18 protein-coding genes, 1 tRNA gene and 2 pseudogenes are annotated in these 19198 nt (G+C 68.8%); 8 read left to right on the top strand and 13 right to left on the bottom strand.

Annotation, left to right across the window (positions count from 1 at the left end; translation table 11 throughout):
• The first annotated feature begins 59 nt into the window (after nt 1-59).
• The 3 genes from argJ to ACQUSR_RS09940 are packed head-to-tail and all read left to right on the top strand — an operon-like array spanning nt 60 to nt 3318.
• On the top strand, nt 60-1223 hold the full coding sequence (gene argJ, locus ACQUSR_RS09950) for a bifunctional glutamate N-acetyltransferase/amino-acid acetyltransferase ArgJ (RefSeq protein WP_431042199.1): 1164 nt from the start codon (nt 60-62) through the stop codon (nt 1221-1223).
• Nucleotides 1220-2128 (top strand): acetylglutamate kinase, encoded by a 909-nt coding sequence (argB, locus tag ACQUSR_RS09945; protein ID WP_431042198.1) that lies wholly within the window; start codon nt 1220-1222, stop codon nt 2126-2128. The genes argJ and argB overlap by 4 nt, the downstream gene beginning before the upstream one ends.
• On the top strand, nt 2125-3318 hold the full coding sequence (locus tag ACQUSR_RS09940) for an acetylornithine transaminase (protein ID WP_431042197.1): 1194 nt from the start codon (nt 2125-2127) through the stop codon (nt 3316-3318). Before argB ends, ACQUSR_RS09940 begins: the two co-directional genes overlap by 4 nt.
• Here the strand turns inward: ACQUSR_RS09940 and ACQUSR_RS09935 are convergent.
• From ACQUSR_RS09935 to ACQUSR_RS09925, 3 genes and pseudogenes are all read right to left on the bottom strand, one after another.
• A complete protein-coding gene (locus ACQUSR_RS09935) occupies nt 3303-5555 on the bottom strand; it encodes an MMPL family transporter (protein ID WP_431042196.1) in 2253 nt (750 codons plus the stop codon). The genes ACQUSR_RS09940 and ACQUSR_RS09935 overlap by 16 nt on opposite strands.
• A gap of 833 nt (nt 5556-6388) precedes the next feature.
• Nucleotides 6389-6644 (bottom strand): annotated as a pseudogene (locus ACQUSR_RS09930) (hypothetical protein); the annotation flags it as partial.
• A 430-nt stretch (nt 6645-7074) separates the two neighbouring features.
• A complete protein-coding gene (locus ACQUSR_RS09925) occupies nt 7075-7914 on the bottom strand; it encodes a DUF4097 family beta strand repeat-containing protein (RefSeq protein ID WP_431042195.1) in 840 nt (279 codons plus the stop codon).
• 621 nt (nt 7915-8535) lie between these two features.
• On the opposite strand from ACQUSR_RS09925, the pseudogene ACQUSR_RS09920 reads away from it, so the two are divergent.
• Nucleotides 8536-9303, top strand: a pseudogene (locus ACQUSR_RS09920) (SWIM zinc finger family protein); the annotation flags it as partial.
• Here ACQUSR_RS09920 and ACQUSR_RS09915 read toward each other — a convergent pair.
• On the bottom strand, nt 9293-9706 hold the full coding sequence (locus ACQUSR_RS09915) for a PIN domain-containing protein (protein ID WP_431042194.1): 414 nt from the start codon (nt 9704-9706) through the stop codon (nt 9293-9295). The pseudogene ACQUSR_RS09920 and the gene ACQUSR_RS09915 sit on opposite strands and share 11 nt — an antisense overlap.
• Nucleotides 9703-9966, bottom strand: a complete 264-nt coding sequence (locus ACQUSR_RS09910) for a CopG family transcriptional regulator (protein WP_431042193.1) — start codon at nt 9964-9966, stop codon at nt 9703-9705. The genes ACQUSR_RS09915 and ACQUSR_RS09910 overlap by 4 nt, the downstream gene beginning before the upstream one ends.
• Before the next feature lie 344 nt (nt 9967-10310).
• Between ACQUSR_RS09910 and ACQUSR_RS09905 the strand changes: the two genes are divergently transcribed.
• Nucleotides 10311-10592: a hypothetical protein gene (locus tag ACQUSR_RS09905; protein ID WP_431042192.1), complete on the top strand. Its 282-nt coding sequence runs from the start codon at nt 10311-10313 to the stop codon at nt 10590-10592.
• Nucleotides 10593-11165: 573 nt separating this feature from the next.
• Nucleotides 11166-11453 carry a hypothetical protein gene (locus ACQUSR_RS09900; protein ID WP_431042191.1) on the top strand — a complete coding sequence of 96 codons (288 nt, stop codon included), beginning with the start codon at nt 11166-11168 and terminating at the stop codon, nt 11451-11453.
• Between the two features lie 105 nt (nt 11454-11558).
• On the opposite strand, the gene ACQUSR_RS09895 is transcribed toward ACQUSR_RS09900, so the two are convergent.
• From ACQUSR_RS09895 to ACQUSR_RS09885, 3 genes are all read right to left on the bottom strand, one after another.
• Nucleotides 11559-12437 carry a hypothetical protein gene (locus ACQUSR_RS09895; protein ID WP_431042190.1) on the bottom strand — a complete coding sequence of 293 codons (879 nt, stop codon included), beginning with the start codon at nt 12435-12437 and terminating at the stop codon, nt 11559-11561.
• Between the two features lie 416 nt (nt 12438-12853).
• Nucleotides 12854-12931: transfer RNA gene (locus ACQUSR_RS09890), tRNA-Arg, on the bottom strand.
• A gap of 59 nt (nt 12932-12990) precedes the next feature.
• Nucleotides 12991-14169, bottom strand: a complete 1179-nt coding sequence (locus tag ACQUSR_RS09885) for a restriction endonuclease (RefSeq protein WP_431042189.1) — start codon at nt 14167-14169, stop codon at nt 12991-12993.
• Between the two features lie 142 nt (nt 14170-14311).
• On the opposite strand from ACQUSR_RS09885, the gene ACQUSR_RS09880 reads away from it, so the two are divergent.
• Nucleotides 14312-15523: a DNA cytosine methyltransferase gene (locus ACQUSR_RS09880; RefSeq protein ID WP_431047477.1), complete on the top strand. Its 1212-nt coding sequence runs from the start codon at nt 14312-14314 to the stop codon at nt 15521-15523.
• A 279-nt stretch (nt 15524-15802) separates the two neighbouring features.
• Here the strand turns inward: ACQUSR_RS09880 and ACQUSR_RS09875 are convergent, their stop codons facing one another.
• The 5 genes from ACQUSR_RS09875 to ACQUSR_RS09855 form a co-directional block, all read right to left on the bottom strand.
• Nucleotides 15803-16024 (bottom strand): DUF2188 domain-containing protein, encoded by a 222-nt coding sequence (locus ACQUSR_RS09875; RefSeq protein WP_431042188.1) that lies wholly within the window; start codon nt 16022-16024, stop codon nt 15803-15805.
• Nucleotides 16025-16162: 138 nt separating this feature from the next.
• Nucleotides 16163-16414 (bottom strand): hypothetical protein, encoded by a 252-nt coding sequence (locus tag ACQUSR_RS09870; RefSeq protein ID WP_431042187.1) that lies wholly within the window; start codon nt 16412-16414, stop codon nt 16163-16165.
• A 36-nt stretch (nt 16415-16450) separates the two neighbouring features.
• Complete coding sequence (locus tag ACQUSR_RS09865) at nt 16451-16576, bottom strand: hypothetical protein (protein WP_431042186.1); 126 nt, start codon at nt 16574-16576, stop codon at nt 16451-16453.
• A gap of 823 nt (nt 16577-17399) precedes the next feature.
• Nucleotides 17400-17786 (bottom strand): ATP-binding protein, encoded by a 387-nt coding sequence (locus ACQUSR_RS09860; RefSeq protein ID WP_431042185.1) that lies wholly within the window; start codon nt 17784-17786, stop codon nt 17400-17402.
• Between the two features lie 83 nt (nt 17787-17869).
• Nucleotides 17870-18277: an NUDIX hydrolase gene (locus tag ACQUSR_RS09855; protein WP_431047475.1), complete on the bottom strand. Its 408-nt coding sequence runs from the start codon at nt 18275-18277 to the stop codon at nt 17870-17872.
• A gap of 109 nt (nt 18278-18386) precedes the next feature.
• Here ACQUSR_RS09855 and ACQUSR_RS09850 point away from each other — a divergent pair, with 109 nt between their 5' ends.
• A complete protein-coding gene (locus ACQUSR_RS09850) occupies nt 18387-19175 on the top strand; it encodes a GntR family transcriptional regulator (RefSeq protein WP_431042184.1) in 789 nt (262 codons plus the stop codon).
• Nucleotides 19176-19198: the final 23 nt, after the last annotated feature.

Raw genomic sequence — 19198 nt, 5'->3', positions numbered from 1 at the left:
GGGAAGTCGGCCGTCCGCCTCCCCGAGAAACTGGGATCTTCCACTATAGGAGTTGCGCCATGAGCGTCACGGCAGCACAAGGTTTCTCGGCCGCGGGCATCGCGGCCGGAATCAAGTCCGGCGGTAGGCCGGATCTGGCTCTGGTGGTCAACCACGGTCCGAGCAGGGCCGCCGCCGGTGTCTTCACGTCCAACCGGGTGAAGGCCGCCCCCGTGGTGTGGTGCGAACAGGTCCTCAAGGGCGGCGCGGTGAGCGCCGTGGTCCTCAACTCCGGCGGCGCCAACGCCTGCACGGGCCCGCTGGGACTGGAGGACACCCGGGCCACCGCCGCGAAGGCGGCCGAGGTCCTCGACGGGCACAGTGCCGACCAGGTCGCCATCGCCTCCACCGGGCTCATCGGCGTCCGACTGCCGATGGACAGCCTGCTCACGGGGGTCGGGAAGGCGGCGGCCGAGCTGTCCGCGGACGCGGACGGCGGCGAGAGCGCCGCGATCGCCATCAAGACCACCGACTCGGTGCACAAGACCGCCGTCGTGCGGAGCCCGGCGGGCTGGACGGTCGGCGGTATGGCCAAGGGTGCGGGCATGCTCGCCCCCGGCCTGGCCACGATGCTGGTCGTCCTGACCACGGACGCCGACACCGGTGCCCCGGCGCTGGACGAGGCGCTGCGTGCGGCGACTCGTACGACCTTCGACCGGGTCGACTCCGATGGCTGCATGTCCACCAACGACACCGTGCTGCTGCTGGCTTCGGGTGCCTCTGGGCTGGCGCCGGACGCCGGCGAGTTCGCGGAGGCCGTCCGGGCCGTCTGCGACGATCTGGCCCGGCAGCTGATCGGCGACGCCGAGGGCGCGTCCAAGGACATCCGGATCGAGGTCGTCAACGCGGCCAGTGAGGACGACGCCGTCGAGGTGGGCCGCTCCATCGCCCGGAACAACCTGCTCAAGTGCGCGATCCACGGCGAGGACCCCAACTGGGGCCGGGTGCTCTCCGCGATCGGCACCACCACCGCCGCCTTCGAGCCCGACCAGCTCAACGTCGCCATCAACGGCGTGTGGGTCTGCAAGCACGGGTCGATCGGCGAGGGCCGCGACTCGGTGGACATGAGCGGCCGGGAGGTCGCCATCACCGCCGACCTCGCGGCGGGCGGGGAGTCCGCCGTCATCTGGGCCAACGACCTGACCGCCGAGTACGTCCACGAGAACAGCGCGTACTCCTCATGAGGACGAGCACGCGCCGGCATCCCGCGCTGGCACACGCGCAGTCCGTCATCCAGGCGCTGCCCTGGCTGACCCGCCATCAGGGCAAGGTCTGTGTCGTCAAGTTCGGTGGCCACGCCATGGTCGACGACGAACTCAAGGCCGCCTTCGCCCAGGACATCGTCTATCTGCGGCTCGCCGGCCTCCGGCCGGTGGTCGTGCACGGCGGCGGTCCCCAGATCAGCGCCGAGCTCGAACGGCACGGCCTGGTCAGCGAGTTCAAGGCGGGCCTCAGGGTCACCTCGACGCGGGCGATGGAAGTGGTCCGGATGGTGCTCGCCGGTCAGGTGCAGCGCGAACTGGTCGGCCTCATCAACCAGCACGGCTCGTTCGCCGTCGGCATGACCGGCGAGGACGCGGACACCATCACGGCGACCAAGCATATGCCGGAGGTCGACGGCGAGCCGGTGGACATCGGCAGGGTCGGCGAGATCACCGAGGTGAAACCCGGCGCCATCCGGGCGCTCCTTGCGGACGGCCTGATTCCGGTCATCTCCTCCATAGCCCGCAGCGCCGAGGACGACTACGTCTACAACGTCAACGCCGACACCGCGGCCGCCGCGGTCGCCGCCGCCCTGCGCGCCCACGCGCTCGTCGTGCTCACCGACGTCGAGGGCCTGTACGCGGACTGGCCGAACAGCGACGAGGTGATCAGCAGGCTCAGCGCCAGCGAGCTGGAGAAGCTGCTGCCGGAGCTGGCCGACGGCATGGTCCCCAAGATGGCCGGCTGCCTGCACGCGGTGCGCAACGGCGTCGGCAGCGCACGGGTGATCGACGGCCGGGTCCACCACTCGGTCCTGCTGGAGATGTTCACCCGCGAGGAGATCGGCACGCTGGTCATGCCGGACATCGAGGAGGAGTTGCGATGAGCGGGACCGCCAACGGGGAGCTGATCCAGCGCTGGCAGGCATCGCTGATGGACAACTACGGCACCCCGCGGGTGCCGCTGGTGCGCGGCGAGGGCGCCGTCTTCTGGGACGCCGCCGGCAAGCGGTACCTGGACTTCGTCGGCGGCATCGCCGTCAACTCCCTCGGTACCGCGCACCCGGCCGTCGTACGGGCGGTCAGCGAGCAGATCGCCCGCCTCGGCCATGTCTCGAACCTGTTCATCGCCGAGCCACCGGTCCAGCTCGCGGAGCGGCTCCTGCGCCTGTCCGGCCGTGCCGGACGGGTCTACCTCTCCAACTCCGGAGCCGAGGCCAACGAGGCGGCGTTCAAGATCGGCAGGCTGACCGGCCGGAGCCACATGGTCGCGACGCGGGGCGGGTTCCACGGCCGCACCATGGGTGCCCTCGCCCTCACCGGACAGCCCGCCAAGCAGGACCCGTTCCGGCCGCTGCCCGGCGACGTCACCCATGTGCCCTTCGGCGACGCCGGGGCGCTGGCCGCGGCCGTCACCACCGACACCGCGCTGGTGGTCCTCGAGCCGATCCAGGGCGAGAACGGCGTCGTCGTGCCGCCGCCCGGGTACCTGGCCGCGGCCCGGGAGATCACCCGGGCCGCCGGAGCGCTGCTCGTCCTGGACGAGGTGCAGACCGGCATCGGCAGGACCGGCCACTGGTTCGAGCACCAGGCGCAGGGGGTCGAGCCCGACATCGTCACCCTCGCCAAGGGGCTCGGCGGCGGGCTGCCGATCGGAGCGACGCTCGCCTTCGGCGAGGCCGCCGAGCTGCTGACGCCCGGCACGCACGGCACCACGTTCGGCGGCAACCCGGTCGCCTGCGCCGCCGCGCTCGCCGTACTCGACACCATCGCCGCCGACGGCCTCCTGGACCACGTGAAACAGCAGGGCGAGAGGCTGCGGCAGGGCATCGAGGCGCTCGGCCACCCGCTGGTCGACCGGGTGCGCGGAGCGGGCCTGCTGCTGGGCATCGTCCTCACCGGGCCGCTCGCCGCACAGGTGCAGCAAGCGGCCCAGGACGCGGGACTCCTGGTGAACGCCGTCGCGCCGGAGGTGGTCCGGCTCGCCCCGCCGCTGATCGTCGGCGAGGACGAGGTGTCGACGTTCCTCGGTGCCCTGCCCACCGTGCTGGACCGGGTGGCTCAGTCCACGAGGTAGGGCTCGCGCTCCCGCCGCTGCTCCGGCACCTGGTGCGGGGCGGCCGGCGCCGCGGACAGCTTCGCGCCCTCCACGTCCATGTTCGGCAGCAGCCGGTCGAGCCACCTGGGCATCCACCACGCCGACCTGTCCAGCAGGGCGAACAGGGCCGGCACGATGGCCATCCGGACGACGAAGGCGTCGAACAGGACGGCGAGGGCGAGGCCGAAACCGATCATCTTCACCATGGTGTCCTCCTCCATGATGAAGCCGGAGAAGACGCTCGTCATGATGATCGCGGCCGCGGCGACCACCCGGCCGCCGTGCCGGAAGCCGGTGACGACCGCCTCGCGGGTGTTCGCCCCGTGGACGTACGCCTCGCGCATCCGCGTCACCAGGAAGACCTCGTAGTCCATCGCGAGACCGAACACCACACCGATCATGAAGATCGGCATCGTGCTCATCACCGGGCCCGGCTGGTCGACGCCGAAGACGTCGGCGAGCCAGCCCCACTGGAAGACGGCCACGACGGCGCCGAGCGCCGCGGTCACCGAGAGGAGGAAGCCGAGCGCCGCCTTGAACGGTACGAGGACGGACCGGAAGACCAGCATCAGGAGCAGGAACGCCAGGCCGACCACCAGGCCCAGATACGGCAGCAGCGCGTCGTCGAGGGTCTTGGAGAAGTCGATGAACATGGCCGTCTGGCCGGTCACCAGGATGTCGGCGCCGCTCTCGGCCCGGCTGCCGCCGGCGATGTCGCCGCGGATGGACCTGACCAGTGCCTCGGTCTTGTCATCGGCCGGGCCCGTGGTCGGCACGACGGTCAGGATCGCGGTGTCGCCCGCCGGGTTGACGGTGGCCGGGCTCACCGAGGCGATGCCCTCCACCTTGGCCAGCCTCCTTCCCACCTGGCCGGCCGCGGCCGCCGCGTCCTCGCCCTCGACCGTGACCATCAGCGGCCCGTTGAACCCCGGGCCGAAGGAGTCCGACAGGATGTCGTACGCCTTGCGCTGGGTGGTGTCGGCCGCCATGGTGCCCTCGCCGGGCTGGCCCAGCTCCAGGCTGGCGGCCGGCACGGCGACGGTGCCCAGGCCCAGGACGCCGACGATCAGAACGGCGGCGGGGCGGCGCAGCACGAAGCTGGCCCAGCGGACCCCCAGGTTCGGCCGCGGCGAAGCCGCCCGCTTGTCTGCCTTGCGCTGCTGGCGGGCGTTGAGCGGCTTGCCGTAGAACGCCTTGCGGTCCCGGCGGCGCAGGACCTTGACGGGCGCGAAGCCCAGCAGCGCGGGGACGAGCGTGATCGCGATGAGTACGGCGACCGCGACCGTGCCCGCGGCGGCCAGGCCCATCTTGGTGAGCAGGGGCACGTTCACCACGGCGAGGCCCGCGAGCGCGACGATGACCGTGAGGCCGGCGAAGACGACGGCCGAGCCGGCGGTGCCGACGGCGCGCCCCGCGGCCTCCTGGCGTTCGCGGCCCTCGGCCATCTCGGCGCGGTAGCGGGAGATGACGAACAGGGCGTAGTCGATGCCGACCGCCAGTCCGATCATCATGGCCAGTGTCGAGGTCGTCGGTGACACGCCCAGGGTGCTGCCGAGCGCGGTGATGCCGGAGAGGCCGATCCCGACGCCGATGATGGCGGTCAGCAGCGGCATGCCGGCGGCCACGAGCGAGCCGAAGGTGAGGATCAGGACGATGGCGGAGACGCCGATGCCGATGGCCTCGGCGGAGCCTCCCATGCTGCTCTCCACCTCGACGGCGTCGCCACCGGCCTCGACGGTCAGCCCCGACTTCCGCGCCCGCTCGGCCGCTTCGGCGAGCGCGTCGTGCGCCTCGTCGGTCAGCTCGGCGGCGGCGACCTTGTAGGTGACCGACGCGTAGGCGGTGGTGCCGTCCTTGCTGACGGCCTTGCCCTTGAAGGGGTCGGCGACGCTCGCGACCTGCGGAGCCTTCGCCAGATCGGCGACGAGGCCGTCGACCTTGTCCTTCTGAGCGGGATCGGAGATCTTCTCGCCGGCGGGCGCGCGCACCACGACGCGCGCCTGGGCGCCGTCGGCACTGGCGGCCGGGAACTTCTCCTCCAACAGGTCGTATGCCTTCTGCGATTCGGTGCCCGGCATCGAGAACGTGTCGGCGGGGGGAGTGGGGGCGGACTTGGCGGCGAAACCCATCCCGACGAAGACGAGCACCCACAGCAAGGTCATCAAGCCGCGCCGCCGGAAGGCGAAGCGGCCTAGTTTGGAGAGGAACGTAGCCACAGCTGAAGAGACTCCTGTTCGGATGTTCGGATGGGCGGGAAGCCGCAGGGGAGGGAGGCCGCGCGGGAAGGCCGCAGGGGAGAGAGGCCGGGAGGGCAGGCTGAAGGGGGAGGGAAGGCGGGCGAAGGCCGCAGGGGGAGCGAGGTCGAGCGGGAAAGCCGCAGGAGGCGGGCGAAGGCCGCAGGAGGCGGGAGAAGGGGACGGGGCGAAAGCCCGTCAGAGGGTGCGCCAGGGCCGGCCGCCGCCCAGGTCGCCGGGGTGAAGCGGCCCGGTGAGGGTGAGGAAGACGTCATCGAGGTCGGAGGTGTGCACCGTGAGCGTCTCGGCCTCGATCGACGCGCTGTCCAGGACGGCCAGGACGGCCCGCAGGGCGGGGATGCTGCCGTCGCTGGGGATGTGCAGGGCCAGCGTCTCGTCGTCGCGGGTTACGGAACCGAAGAGGCCGGCGGCCGAGTTGAGCATGTTCGCGTCGGCGAACTGGAGGCGGATGTGGCCGGCGGCACGGGGTGCGGGCTTGGCCGAGGCGCCTGAGGCGACGACCGGCTTCTTCCCGTGGCCCGGGGAGCCGGGGCGCCCGACAAGCGCGGGGCGCCCGGTGGAGGGAACGCCGGCTTGCGCGGGGCGCCTGGTGGAGGGCCCGTCGGCTTGCGCGGGGCGTCCGGTGGAGGGCCCGGCGTCGACACGTGCCGTGCCACTCTCGCCGCGACCTTGGCCGCCGCCCGCGCCCGCGCCCTCGTCTTCACCCTCACGCTCGTCTTCGTTGAAGCGCTCACGCGCCATGGGCGCCCGCTCATCTCGCGGAGTGCCCGAAACCTCCCGCTCCGCTACCCCGTACGTCTCCCCGGCTGGCGGTGGCGTCACCACGAACTCGGGGTCGAGTCCGCGCAGTTGTACGACGACCGAGCCGGGTGCCAGATCGCGGGTGACCTGATCCATGGCGGCGGACAACGCGTTCAGCAGAGCGAGCCGGGCCGCCGCCTCCAGAGGCGCGGTCAGCCGGTCGGCCAGCGCGCGTGCTTCGTCACCGCCCGCTTCCGCGGCGACGGCGAGCTCGTGCCGGAGGCTCTCGACGTACGGCGTAAGGTCCATGACGCCATCATGGCACATGAATGGCGCCACATGTGAGCCATGGGGGTGGGGGAGCAGGGCAGTTGACCGAAACACGTCTTCTCCTCATCGGGATGTGTCCGTTCGAAGGCGGGCGCGCGCCGGGCCCGGGTCAAGCCGTCGGGCTTGCGCCGCGTACTGCTGAGAGGTCGGCGTCGGGCCGGAGGGCGAGCGTCCGCGTCCCGCGGCCGCGTCGTCGGCGGCACGGCGGTATCGACGCACCTGAAGGCGTCCCTGGTGACGCACGGACGCCGGGCGGTGTCGCTCCGCCCGGCGTCAGTCGGCGCTAGTCGTCGTACGTGGCGGCCATCGGCGTCCTCGGCGCGGACATGGGCCGTCGTGAAGAGGGGAACTTCATTCCCTAGAAGCCCCAAGGCGCCTTTCAGGATGGCCCGTTGGCCAGACGCCGCACTCAGGCGGGGCGGATCACGACGTCGCCGCTACCGGTGACGGCCTGCACCTGGACGGTGGCCTCGGACGGCACGGAGGTCTCGGCCGCGCCGAGGGAGTTGTGCACGCTACCGGTCTTGGACCGGGTGCTCACGTCGAGCCAGGCGAGGGAGCCCTTGCCGACGCCGACTTCGAGGTCGCCGGCGGCGGCCTTCAGGTCGACCAAGCCGCGCGTCACCTCGCCGACGCGGATGCTGCCGTGCGTCGAGTGGACGGTGACGTCGCTGTGCGCACGGCCGACGGTGATGTCGCCGTTGGAGGCGTTCGCACGCAGCGAGCCGGTGATCTCCTTGATGTTGGTGGCACCGTTGGAGTTCCTGAACGTCAGCGTGCCCTCGATGCTGCCCAGGCGCACCTCGCCGGAGGCGCGGACCTCCGCCTCACCCGTGGCGCAGCCGACGGTCACGTCGCCGTGCCCGTTGTTGAGCCGCAGCCGCCCCGCCTGCTCCACCTTGATCTCGCCCTGCTCGGTCTTGAACTCGCATGCGCCGAGCTCGCCCACGCAGTAGAGGCTGCCCATGGCGCTGTCGCCGACCAGGTTCGACCCGGCGGGCAGCTCGATCGACACGTCGATCGCGCCCACCGACCCGAAGAGGCCGCGTTTCTTGGGGGCCCGAACCAGCAGTTTGCCCCCGGAGAACTCGACGAGGGTCTGCTCCGCGGCGGTCTTGTCCGCGTCCCCGGGCCCGCCCGGGCTCACCTCGACCACGGTCTCGGCGCGCCTTCCCGCGGTGATCCGGGCGACGCCCACGTTGAGGTGCAGTTCCACGGAGATGGGTCCGGGCGTGTCGAAATTCGGCATGGCTGTCCCGTCCTCTTGGGGTTGCCAGGTGTCCCCGCCGGTGGGGGCACCAAGTGGTCGGTGAAAAGGGTTGGTTGTGCGGTCGTACGGCTGGGGTGCCGCCAACGCGCCCAGCCACCATGGCTCCGGCCGCAGCGGACCCCGGAACCCGGGCGCGCCGAGGCCACCTGCCACGGCCGTCGGCTTCCAGGCGGCGGAAACGACCCGCACGAGCCGGGCCCTGAGCGAGCCTCTTGCGGCGGGCTTCATGACGCCATGCTGGCATCATGGTGGCGCCATTGCAACCCGGATGTGGCTCGGCTTGGCGCAAGTTCCCGATTCACGAGCCAGCACGCGGCGCCACACCCCGCCGAGCGCGCCCTCCCGCACCAGCCCAGAGCCCTCAGGGCGCCTTACGACTCCCCGCACGGCACACGTGTGCAGAGCATCCGCACCAACACGAGGACCGGCGATCGCTCAGTCGCTGATGCCTCCTGTGTGGGTTGGGTGGTTGGCGTGGCTCGCCACACCGGTCACCGACAAGGTCGCTTTCCCGGCGGATCGTCGGACTGGGCTGACTGGTGGTCGTAGGCTGACGGTCGTCACAAGCAGGGCCAGGGCAGGGCGGAAAGAGTCGTGGACAACCGCACCGGCTGGGCCGAGACGTACCTGATGGAACGCCTGGCCAAGGTGGGAGGCGATGTCGATGCGGTGATCGCCGTGCATGCGGCCGACCTCGCGCCAGACGGCCGCACCCACCTGGTCATCGCCCGGGAGCTGGACGCCGCGGGGCGGTCCGACGAGGCCCTGGCCTGGGCGGAGCGCGGTATCCGGGATATCCGGGACCTCGCCGCCGTTGACACTGCCGTTGTCGACTACCTCTCCGACCACTACACGCGGGCCGGCCGGCTCCCCGATGCCGTCGCCCTGCGCCGCGACCACTTCGGCGCCCGCCGCACCCTGCTCACGTACCGTCAACTGCGCGTCGCCGCGCAGGCCGCCGACTGCTGGCTGGCCGAGCGCGGGAACGCACTGGCCCTCTTGCGCGCCGACGCCGGGCGGAAGGAAGTCCATGGCGCCCCCGTCCTGGTCGACGCCCTGCTCGACGACAAGGACGTCGGCGCCGCCTGGCAAGCCGCCACCGAAACCGGCGCCCACGACGGCCAGTGGCTCACCCTCGCCGACCAGGCCCGCGACGCCCGCCCCGCCGACGCGCTCGCCGTCTACCTGCGCCTGGTTGTCCCACTCACCCGACAGGCCGGCAACGCGGTCTACGGGCAGCTCGTCAGCCTGCTGAAGCCCTTACGGACGCGAACGCGACACCTCAGCGTGCACAAAAGTCGGCCGGTCGGGGGAACCGGGGTTCGTGAACACGGATCCGCGTGCCGACGCGTGCCGGTCAGATCTTGAAGACGGTGACGCGTCCGCCGCACAGTGCGGTGAGGTCCTCCGGGTCGGAGGTCAGCACGGTGACCGGACCGGGAGCGGAGAGGGCGGTGGCGCTGAGCATGGCGTCGATCGCGTACTTGTGGCCGTGCAATCCGGCGTCGGCGAGGAGAGCGGCGGCGTGACGGGCGATTTGCTCGGTGACGGGTTCGATGACGAGGCGGGAGAGGGTCCACTCCAGGGCCGGGCGGTTGATCCGTGGGTGGACCACTTCGACGAGGGTGGCGGCGGACGTGATGACGCGCATGTCATCGGCGCGGGCCAGAGCGAGCCACCCGGTGACCGTGCGGTCGCGAAGCACGGCCTTGGCCAGTCCCTCGCTGTCGAGGACCAGCGTGCCGCCGGGCACGGCCGAGGCTCGCGTCACGCTGCTCCCGCCCCGCTGCTCGTCTGCTCGCGGCGGGCCTGGTGGAGCTCGTCGCGCAGGGCCTGAATCTCCTCATCCGTGACCGGCCCGTGCTCGGCCTCGGCAACCGCGATGAGTTCGTTGAGGTTGTCGCGCTCGATCTGGCGGGCGACGGCGGCGGCGACGTAGGCGGACAAACCGGAGGGACCGCTGCGGGCGCGGGCCGCTTCCGCGATGTCGCGCGGCATGGTGATCGAGTACTTGCCAGTAGGCTCACTCATGCTAGCTATCCTACCTCTGATCCTCCTCTGGGCGGGGATGGCTCGACTGGGACCTGCCGTGACGCAAGGTATGCCGCGGAGACAAGCGCGCACCCTGCCGCGCTGGATACCTGTGGCTCATCACGCCTTCCGGCCATGCGTTGCAAAGCCGGGATGGAGGCCGTGTCGTCCAGGGATCGGTCGCGAATTCGGTTCAGGTAGCGCGACGTCTCGGCGAGTCCGAATTCCACGGGTCGTCGCAACACGGTGATCAACTGGTTGTGGCCAGGAGCTTAGCGAGACGCTCGGCTGGGGTTTTTCGCCAAGACCTGTGGCGGGCCATGCGTCGGGGCGAGGCGTTCGACGTGGATACGGGTCTGCCGGAGTCGGAGATACGAGCGGCTGCTGCGAAGGCAAATGCCAAGCCCGATCCGTCGTGGTGGGACTTCTGCCGCGAGTACATAGCGGCGCGGTGGCGGACTACCGCAGCGAAGACCCGCGAGGGCATCGCGGACAGTCTTGCCGCGGTGGCCCTCGCCATGATGGGCGACGGCGCGAAGGTGCCGACGCCAGAGGAAGTGCGACTGGCGGTCCGCTGGGCTGTCGTACCCGCCCACAAGGGCGAGGAGCCCCGCCCGAGCTGGTAGCCGCCTGCATGTGGCTCTCAGGCCGTTCGCTGGCTGTCCGCTCTCACGGATCCGAAGGTTCTCCGGGATGTCCAGTACCGGCTCTCCTTCAAGCTGACGAGACACCTGCGGCGAGGGAGACCTACAAGCGGCGCCGACGCGGCTTCAACACCGCCATGGAGTACGCGATCGAGTCGGGCTTGGAACAGAGTCCGCTGTTGGGGGTGAGACGGTCCGGCTCCCAGGGCGACGATGTGGTGGACACTCGGGTCGTGGTGAACGCGACGCAGGGGACCCAGCTCCTCACCGCCGTCACCTATGTGGGGTCCGTCCACCGCAACCGCGGGCGTCGGCTGGTCGCCTTCTTCGGCTGCCAGCTCTACGCGGCGCTGCGGCCGGCGGAAGCGTTCGGGCTTCGAGAGAAGGACTGCTACCTGCCTGGAAAGGGGTGGGGCACCCTCACTCTCCGCGAGACGAGACCGGTGTCCGGCAAGAGGTGGACCGACTCCGGGAAGCGCCACGACAAGCGGGGGCTCAAGTCGCGAGAACCCAAGGCTGACCGGCCTGTGCCGATACCGCCCGCTGCTGGTTGCCATGCTCCTGGAACACATCAAGGAGTTCGGCACGGCCGCGGACGGCAGGCTCTTCGCCAACGCGCGCGGCGGTGTGCTCGGGACTTCCAGCTACTGGCGGGTGTGGCAGGAAGCGCGTCCCATCGCGCTCCCGCCGGACAGAGTGGGCTCGCCGCTCGCGCACCGGCCGTACGACCTGCGGCACACCTGCATCACGAACTGGCTCAACGCGGGAGTCCCAGTCGCCGAAGTAGCTCGGAGGGCGGTAACTCGCCAGTGGTCATCCACCGCCGGTACGAGGGCCGCATAGACGGGACGAAGAGCTGAACAACAAGAAGATCGAAGAAGCAATGGGGTGGAGGTAGACGAGGGAAGAACTGGCAGTGCGCGAGCCAACAATTTTTGGCTCGCGCACTCACTGGTCGTTCAGCCATCTTTCCAATTCCGCTGGAGTCGCGACCACCTCGGTCTGCTGGCCTTCCGGGATGCGAGCGGTTCGCAGTACATGACATGCGTGGCGTTCGGTGACGACCAGGTCGCAGTAGGGGACTGCGATGCTCAATGCGTCGACGTCGTAGATGTCATTGGGCTCCCATGACTTATCTCGGTTGCGGTGTGCGGCTTCCATGAGAGCAACGTGGACGTCAGCGCTCGGCATGGATTCCGCAAAGCTCATCGACGCCTCCCTGTCGGTGAAGACCTGTTCGATCGTGTTGCCACGGTCGGCGAGTGCCTGGGTGAGGATGTCGATGATTTCGATTGTCAGGTATCGAACTTGGACAACGTCCCGTAGGCGGGATCTCCGCCACCGTGGTTCGTTGTCCAGTCGGGTTGCCTGTTGACGTTCCACCTCTGCGCGCTCTTCGGCGATGGCCCGGGCCACGGTTGGATCCCAGCCCATGGCTCTCAATTGGGGCACCTCAGCATCCGTGGGCCCTCGTAGAGAGGCCCGCTCAAGATCTCGACGTGCATTGGCGAGCCACGCATCGAAGTCTGCTGGACCGCCAGGCCAGCCATCTCGGACGCTGGCGGTGACGTCACCGTCAGCAGAGCGGAAGCGCAAACCTCTGCGCATACCCATCGCATGACCCACGCCATGCCCCAGTAGCTTCAGATCTGCGATATGTGGAGAACTTGCGGACAGGGCTCGGTCAAGAGCCGCTTCAATTTCCAACCGCACGATGTGAGATCGGGCGAGGATGGCCGTGAACCCGGAGACCTCCTCCATCACATCAGCAATATCAGCACGCTGACTGGGGTCCCGAATGCCCGCCATCTCCATGTAGTGGGTCAAGGAAAGGGGAAAGGAGACGAACCAGAGGCAGCTGCCTCCTGCACCGCAGTGAGAGCCGACGCGTATCGGCCGCCGTCTCGGTGCCCCGTCGCCGCCTTGGCTAGGCCGATCCAGTGATTGAGATCTAGGTAGACGAGGCGCAGTCCTGTGGCCGGGCGGACCAGGTGGTCGGGCCAGGCGTAGGGGCGTGCTCGCCGTCGTGCCATGGTGGCCATCATCCCAGCCCGCCGGAAGGAGCACCTCCGTTTTTCGATGTCGCGCAGGGAGCCTTGATCGTCGGGTGAAAACTCACTCGCTACTCACTCGCGATCAGTGACACACAACGACGAAGAGCCGGACTCAGTGGGACTGAGTCCGGCTCTTTGTGTTTGGCACTTCAGCAGGTCAGCGGCCTGATCGCGCTGTCCCAGCTTCTGTGCCCCCGGCAGGATTCGAACCTGCGCACACGGCTCCGGAGGCCCCGTGCGAGTCACACGTCTCCGCAGTTCAGGGGCCTAGTGGACGCTTTCTAAGCTGTGCCAGTCCACGAATAGGCCGCACCCGGCTAGGGCGGCTACGGCTTAGGGAAGCTCTGCTCCAGCCACTGGCGGACGGCGGGGACGGTTGTGCGGCCGTCCCGGCGCAGTGCGTCGATGATGTCCCGGCCGGAGACGAGCACGATTGGATGGCCGTCCTCGTGGACCTCTTCTTGGACCTGCTTGTGAAAGTAGGACGTGGTCACAAGGACGCCGAAGTTCCGGTGCCGGATCCTGGAGATCAGCCGCGAGACCTCCCGCACACCCACCGAGTTGCCGGCCCCGTAGCACTTCGCTTCGAGGGCGAAGTCGATCGCAATGCGACTGGAGGTAGGCCCCAGACCGTACGTGCCGACGGCATCACGTCCCCCATCACGGCTGGGACGCGTGACGTCTACCGGCCCCGTGTTCCGTGCGATCAGTCGCCAGATGGCCACCGCACAAGCCTCGAAATCGTGCTCCCAGCCCCGGAAGTACTCCCGGATCTCTTCCAGCATGGCCGTCCCCGCGGCATCGTCCGGGAGCTGATCGGCCTTGGACCGGATGACAGTCGTCACCGGAGCCAGCAGCGGGCGGTATACGCGGCCCTCGACCCAGGTCCTCCAGACGTCCGGACACTCGCCACCGAGAGGATCCCCGCCAGCAAGCAGGTGCTGAAGCCAGCTGCGGGGAATCAGGTCGTGATCAAGGACCGTGAAGTGTGACCGGTAGTTCTGAAACCGCAAGCCCGAAGTCGCGCGCCAGATGGCAGCCAGCTCATCGTCCGACGTAAGTGTGGGGCCACCCGGCGCCAGCAAGCCGCGGAAGAGCACGGAACGGCCCGATGCTCCAGCCTTCTCGAACAGGAGGAACGGAGGAACCTTGGCTCGATCAGCCGCGGTTCCATGGGAGGCGGCGAACACATCCCGAAGCAGGACGTTGCCGGCCCTCGGAGTGCCGTGGAGACTCTGCCCCGGCTTCTTGTTGTCGCCGTAGTAAGTGAACGTGCCGGATTCCACATCCAGATGGTCGGGCCAGTCCACCTCGCCGCCGCTCGTGTAGAGCACGGCCAGCCTGACGGTGCCCTTCGCCGGCGATCCGGCGTACCGGAAGCCTCCCTGATTGCCAACGCCCTTTATGAGCTTGGATACCGGGTCATCCCCCGTGTTGCCGCTGGTGCCGCCCGCGTAGAGCGCATCGACGATGAGGTCCGCGGTCTCCAGGTCTGAGAACGCCACGTGCGGTTCAGAAGCGGCAGGAAGAGTCATGCTTCAAGATCTACCAGCCTGCACTGACAGCCGGGCTGGCACGGGCAGAGAGCGCAACTGGAGTCTGGCAGGGGGAGTGTCAGTGGTCCGCCATAGGATCCGCTTGGTGGGGATGAGCGATCTCGGGGGAGGGCTGATGGAGCCGCTGCGTGTGATGGACCTCTTCGCCGGCTGTGGTGGGTTTGCTGAAGGCTTTCGCACCTTTCGGGCAGAGGAGACGCAGGGGCAAGCAGTGTTCCACACCATCGCGGCCGTTGAAATCGACCGCGCGGCGCTCGCGACCTTCGAGGCCAACCACCGTCCCGCTTCGCCTCTGTGCCTCGACATCGGTGACTTCGAGCCGAGTTTCTTCGCAGGAACAGTGGACGTCATTACCGGCGGACCGCCCTACTACGGGTTCTCTGGCCTCGGCAAGGAGGACCGTAACGACCCTCGCAACGAGCTGTGGGAGGACTACACCCGCATCGTGCGCAAGGTCCAGCCCGCGGTGTTCGTCTTGGAGAACGTCGACCGCTTCTTCAGGTCGGTGGAGTACACGCGCCTCCTGGAGGCCGTGGCTCCCGGCGGGATGCTTGAGGACTACACGTTGGAGACGGGGACTCTCAACGCGGCGGACTATGGCGTACCGCAGGTGCGTCGGCGCGCCATAGCAATCGGGACACACCGCTCCGTGGGTGCGCCGGCGGGTCTGCCGACGCCGACCCACTCCAAGGCGCCGCGGCGACTTGACGGCCCTGCGTTGTTCGACTCGGAGCCGACCCTCGATGGTTGGCTGCCTGTGGACGCGGTCTTCGACCAGTCCTCACAGCTCCAGATCAGTGGGACCGAGCTCCCACAGCGCAGCGGCCCCGGGATCGCTGGACCGTTCCGCACAGACGAACTCCACATCGGGCGCACACCAACGGCCCTGTCGCTCGCTCGATACCGGGTGATCCCACCAGGGGGAAATCGCAGGGACCTTAGCGGCAAGATGGCGGTGATCGACGGCCAGGAGATGTATCTGAGCACGGCGTCCTGGGACAGCCATCGCAGCGGTTCTGCTGACGTGATGGGGCGGCTTCGTCTCGGCCTGCCGTCCGTCACGATCCGCACTGAGTTCTTCAAGCCAGAGAAGGGCCGATACCTCCACCCTTCCGAGCATCGCCCGATCACCCATTACGAGGCCGCCCTTATCCAGGGGTTTCCCGAGGACTACTACTGGTATGGGAACAAGATCGAGATTGCCCGCCAGATCGGCAACGCGGTACCGGTTGGATTGGCGCGAGCCATTGCCGGCGCGATCCACGATCGTCTGACGGTCGACGCCGGTGACTCCCCGCGGTAAGAAACACCCCATCTTGCCGTACGACAAGCCCGCGAAGGAAACCCGTAGATCAGGGCACCGGTCCTCGGCTCTGACCTGCGGCTGGCCTATCGACGTCCCGTCGCTGTCTGTCAACGTTGGTCACCCGTGAGCGGCCTTCCACGGCCCAGGGACGGCCCGAGTCGACGGACCATGCCGGGACGCTCTACCCGCCGTAGGGCGACGTGGACACGGCTCCGTAGGCACGGTTCCCTGTGGGCCCCCACTGCCGCAGGCGATCACGCGCGCAGCGCATCAGCACTATCCCTTTGGCGGATAAGGATCTGCCCCGTATGTGGCCTCCGTTTCGAAAGTTCCATCTGCGTGCATGATCAGCAGCTGGCTTGGGGGATTTTCCCTGGCTATTCGTCGCCCTTCAGCCACTGCCTGCGCCTTGTAAGCATGCGATGAAAGGTATGTCCGCTCCCTGCGGAGCTCCCAGATACCTTCGTCTGGAACTACCCAGTAACGGGTGCGCGCCATTCGACGCCTCCGGTGTGAGAAGACCGCTCGGCCCCCGCCTTCACAGTATGGGCACTGAGTGGGCTTCGCCTACCGCGGTCGGCGGAGCTGTTAGCGGGCGGGCGACCATTGGGGAGATCGGGCACTGACCAGCACGACTCACTGCGCGGCGCGCTCATGGCCTTCGACCGTGATGGCTTCGACATGCAGGTACGCGCTATTCAGGCCGTGAGTCCCAGTAACGATCAACCCTTGATCTCCCAGCGAGACGAGGGCCGCACGAGCACCCTCCTCGCTCAGCCCTGCCGTGCCCACTAGATCTCCCTCGTGCGCATATATGCCAGATTGACCCATTACTTCGATGATCTTACGCAGAACTGGTAGATCCCGTTCTATCCATGAATTGCCCATGACCGAAACGTATGACTGGGAAGTGTTGAGTGCACGTCAGGAGGAGTTCACGAGGTCGATCGTGGCGCCCGCAGGGCACTTCACCGGGTGGCCGCCCCCCTTCCCCTCCACCTCTCTCACCACGGCGACGGGCAGCAGGCTGCCCTTGATCACGGGAGGCATCGCGGTGACTCCGGAAGTGGCGGGGACACGACGATCAGCTCATGGATGGCACGCCTGCCCGAGTCGGCTCCGCGGCTTTGGCCGGTGTCCTGCCCGGTTTGGGGCTGAGCATGGTCAGGGGGCCGTGCGCTGGCCAGGCAACTCGGGCAGGTTTGCCCCTGCCCGCAATGAGCACGAGTGGCCCCCTGGCCTTGCCCGACGCGGGACCCGAATCGGGGAGGTGGGTAAAGCCGTGGAGCCGACCCCCAGCCACGACGGCGCCCTCTCCTCAGCCAAGGTGATTGCTGCTGCCGCGCGGCCTGGTGGACCGGGCTGGAGCGGGGCGGAGACAGGAGCGGCGGCCCGGGGAGCCGGGCCGCGCGCGGCGAGCTTGCGAGCCGCCTTGAACCTGTAGAGATGGTTGTAACTCAACCGTCGTGGGGCTGGTTCCGCCCCATCTTGTGCGTGGTGGGGCACGCGAACTGATACGCGCATTCAGGCAGGACCACGACTTCGCGGTGGGCGAGAGGTAAGAAGGTCACCGGCCGGAGGATCCGTTCGAGGCGGGTGTCCTCCTGGGGGGGGCGGCGAACGTGGCCGCTTCACCGTTGGTCAGGGCGTCCTCGGCCTCCTTGTAGCCGTGCCTGACCCAGTCCCACGCCTCGTGGGCCGGTCCCCGGTCGAGTGCCGATGCGATGGTCCTGATCGTGACGCGGACCCATCGGGTGGCCTGGCCGGGGCTGTCGTGCTCGATCGAGGCGAGCAGTGACGGGACGCTGCCCTGTGGACGGTGAGAGCGTCCAGCATTCGCACGAGTAGCCGCGGCGCAGACGCAGGTGGGGTTTCAGCATGCTGTGGCTCCTGCCGCGGGGGAGTGGAGTTCGGCCGTGACGGTTCGGTCGTGCTGGTTGCCGGTGATGCTGAGGCGGCACGCGAGGGTCATGACGATGCTGAGTCCGCGGCAGTGGGTGTCGTCCTCGTCGGCCTCGGTGGCCTTGGGCTCGTCGGGATGGCCGCCGGAGCCGGTGACGGAGACCGCGACCCGCTGCGGCGACAGGGACAAGGTGACGTGGAAGGTGCCGGCACCTCCGCCGCTCGCCGTGTGGACGAGGGCGTTGGCGCCCAGCTCGCCGACGATCAGTTCCGCGTCGTCCGCGCACGGGTGCCCGCTGAGGATGTCGCGGGTCCAGTGGCGGGCTCTGGCGACCTCTTCCAAAGAACCTGGGCACATCAGGCCCAGACTCGCGGGCTACTCATATACTCGTCCATACAACTTCCTCGTGCTGGTGGGTGGCCATGGACAGTGGTTTTGCGCTAGACGAGTCGCACGCCGTCGTGGGCGCGGACGGCCGGCGGGGATGTGTTGTCCAGCGCGTCCTGGACGCGGATCGCGTACGCCTCGTCGGCAAGCTCGGCGACCTCGTCACGGGTGACCCAGCGCAGTTCGCGGGTCTCCGCTCCGGTGGTCGGGGTGCCGTCGATCGCCTCGCAGCGGAAGACCATCGAGACGATCAGGCCGGTCATGTTCTTGTAGACGCCGGTAAGGGTCGCGGGAAGCGCGATCTTGAGGCCGGTCTCTTCGAGGACTTCGCGCTGCAGGGCGTCGGGAATGGTTTCTCCGCGTTCGAGCACGCCGCCGGGTGGTTCCCACTTACCGTTGTCCCGCCGCTTGATCAGCAGAGCGCGGCCCGCGTCATCGACGATGACCCCGGCGACGCTCACGGAGTGCGGGCGATCAGTGCTCACGTTCCTCTGCCCTCTCGGCTGGCCAGGCTCTCCACCGTAGCAACACGGGTCAGCCGCTCGTCTAGACATCTAAAGGAGTACGTACATGCCTCCTCTCGCCTCGGGGCTCCTGGGCGCGCTGGACCCGACCAGCGACCGCGCGGTGTTCCGGCAGATCGCCGACCAGCTGCGCGAAGCAATCGACAAAGGACGCTTCCGGGAGGGTGACAAGCTCCCTTCGGAGACTGAGCTGGTCGAGCACTTCGGCGTGTCCCGGATGACCGTCCGCAACGCGCTCTCCCTTCTCCAGCAAGAGGGGCTGGCCGTTTCCGAGCACGGCAAGGGTGTCTTCGTCCGGCCCCGTCCGCCAGTTCGGCGCCTGGCCTCTGACCGCTTCGCCCGGCGCCATCGCGATCAGGGGAAGTCGGCGTTCACCGTGGAGGCCGAAGCCGCAGGGAGTCGTCCCGAGGTGGACAGCTTGGAGGTGATGGAGGAGCGGCCGTCTCAGGACATTGCCGCCCGGCTCGGCTCGCCGCGCAAGGTTCTGGCCCGTCGGCGCCGGTACCTGCTCGACGGCCGCCCGGTCGAGTTCGCGACCTCGTACCTTCCGCTCGACATCGCACGAGGCACCCTGATCGCTGAACCGAACCCCGGCCCCGGCGGCATCTACGCCCGGCTGGAAGAGCTGGGGCACCACCTGGACCACTTCGACGAGGAGATCCGGTCCCGGATGCCCTCCCCTGCAGAGGTCCGGACCCTGCGGCTGGCCTCTGGTGTGCCGGTGATCCACCTGGTCCGTACGGCCTACGACGTGCAGGGGCGCGCGGTGGAGGTCTGCGACACGGTGATGGCGGCGGATGCGTACGTCCTCGCCTACCAGCTGCCCGCCACCTGACCTCGGGTGCCCGAGTCTTCTCC

The organism is Streptomyces sp. P1-3 (assembly GCF_050613155.1).
GTDB lineage: Bacteria > Actinomycetota > Actinomycetes > Streptomycetales > Streptomycetaceae > Streptomyces.
Note: the sequence above shows the minus strand (reverse complement) of the source record. Positions and strands in the feature narration are given on the sequence as shown.

Coding starts and splice junctions, on each gene's coding strand:
- argJ (WP_431042199.1), top strand. CDS start 60: ATGAGCGTCACGGCAGCACAAGGTTTCTCGGCCGCGGGCATCGCGGCC.
- argB (WP_431042198.1), top strand. CDS start 1,220: ATGAGGACGAGCACGCGCCGGCATCCCGCGCTGGCACACGCGCAGTCC.
- ACQUSR_RS09940 (WP_431042197.1), top strand. CDS start 2,125: ATGAGCGGGACCGCCAACGGGGAGCTGATCCAGCGCTGGCAGGCATCG.
- ACQUSR_RS09925 (WP_431042195.1), bottom strand. CDS start 7,914: ATGCCGAATTTCGACACGCCCGGACCCATCTCCGTGGAACTGCACCTC.
- ACQUSR_RS09910 (WP_431042193.1), bottom strand. CDS start 9,966: ATGAGTGAGCCTACTGGCAAGTACTCGATCACCATGCCGCGCGACATC.
- ACQUSR_RS09900 (WP_431042191.1), top strand. CDS start 11,166: ATGCTCCTGGAACACATCAAGGAGTTCGGCACGGCCGCGGACGGCAGG.
- ACQUSR_RS09880 (WP_431047477.1), top strand. CDS start 14,312: ATGAGCGATCTCGGGGGAGGGCTGATGGAGCCGCTGCGTGTGATGGAC.
- ACQUSR_RS09875 (WP_431042188.1), bottom strand. CDS start 16,024: ATGGCGCGCACCCGTTACTGGGTAGTTCCAGACGAAGGTATCTGGGAG.
- ACQUSR_RS09870 (WP_431042187.1), bottom strand. CDS start 16,414: ATGGGCAATTCATGGATAGAACGGGATCTACCAGTTCTGCGTAAGATC.
- ACQUSR_RS09865 (WP_431042186.1), bottom strand. CDS start 16,576: ATGCCTCCCGTGATCAAGGGCAGCCTGCTGCCCGTCGCCGTGGTGAGA.
- ACQUSR_RS09860 (WP_431042185.1), bottom strand. CDS start 17,786: ATGTGCCCAGGTTCTTTGGAAGAGGTCGCCAGAGCCCGCCACTGGACC.
- ACQUSR_RS09850 (WP_431042184.1), top strand. CDS start 18,387: ATGCCTCCTCTCGCCTCGGGGCTCCTGGGCGCGCTGGACCCGACCAGC.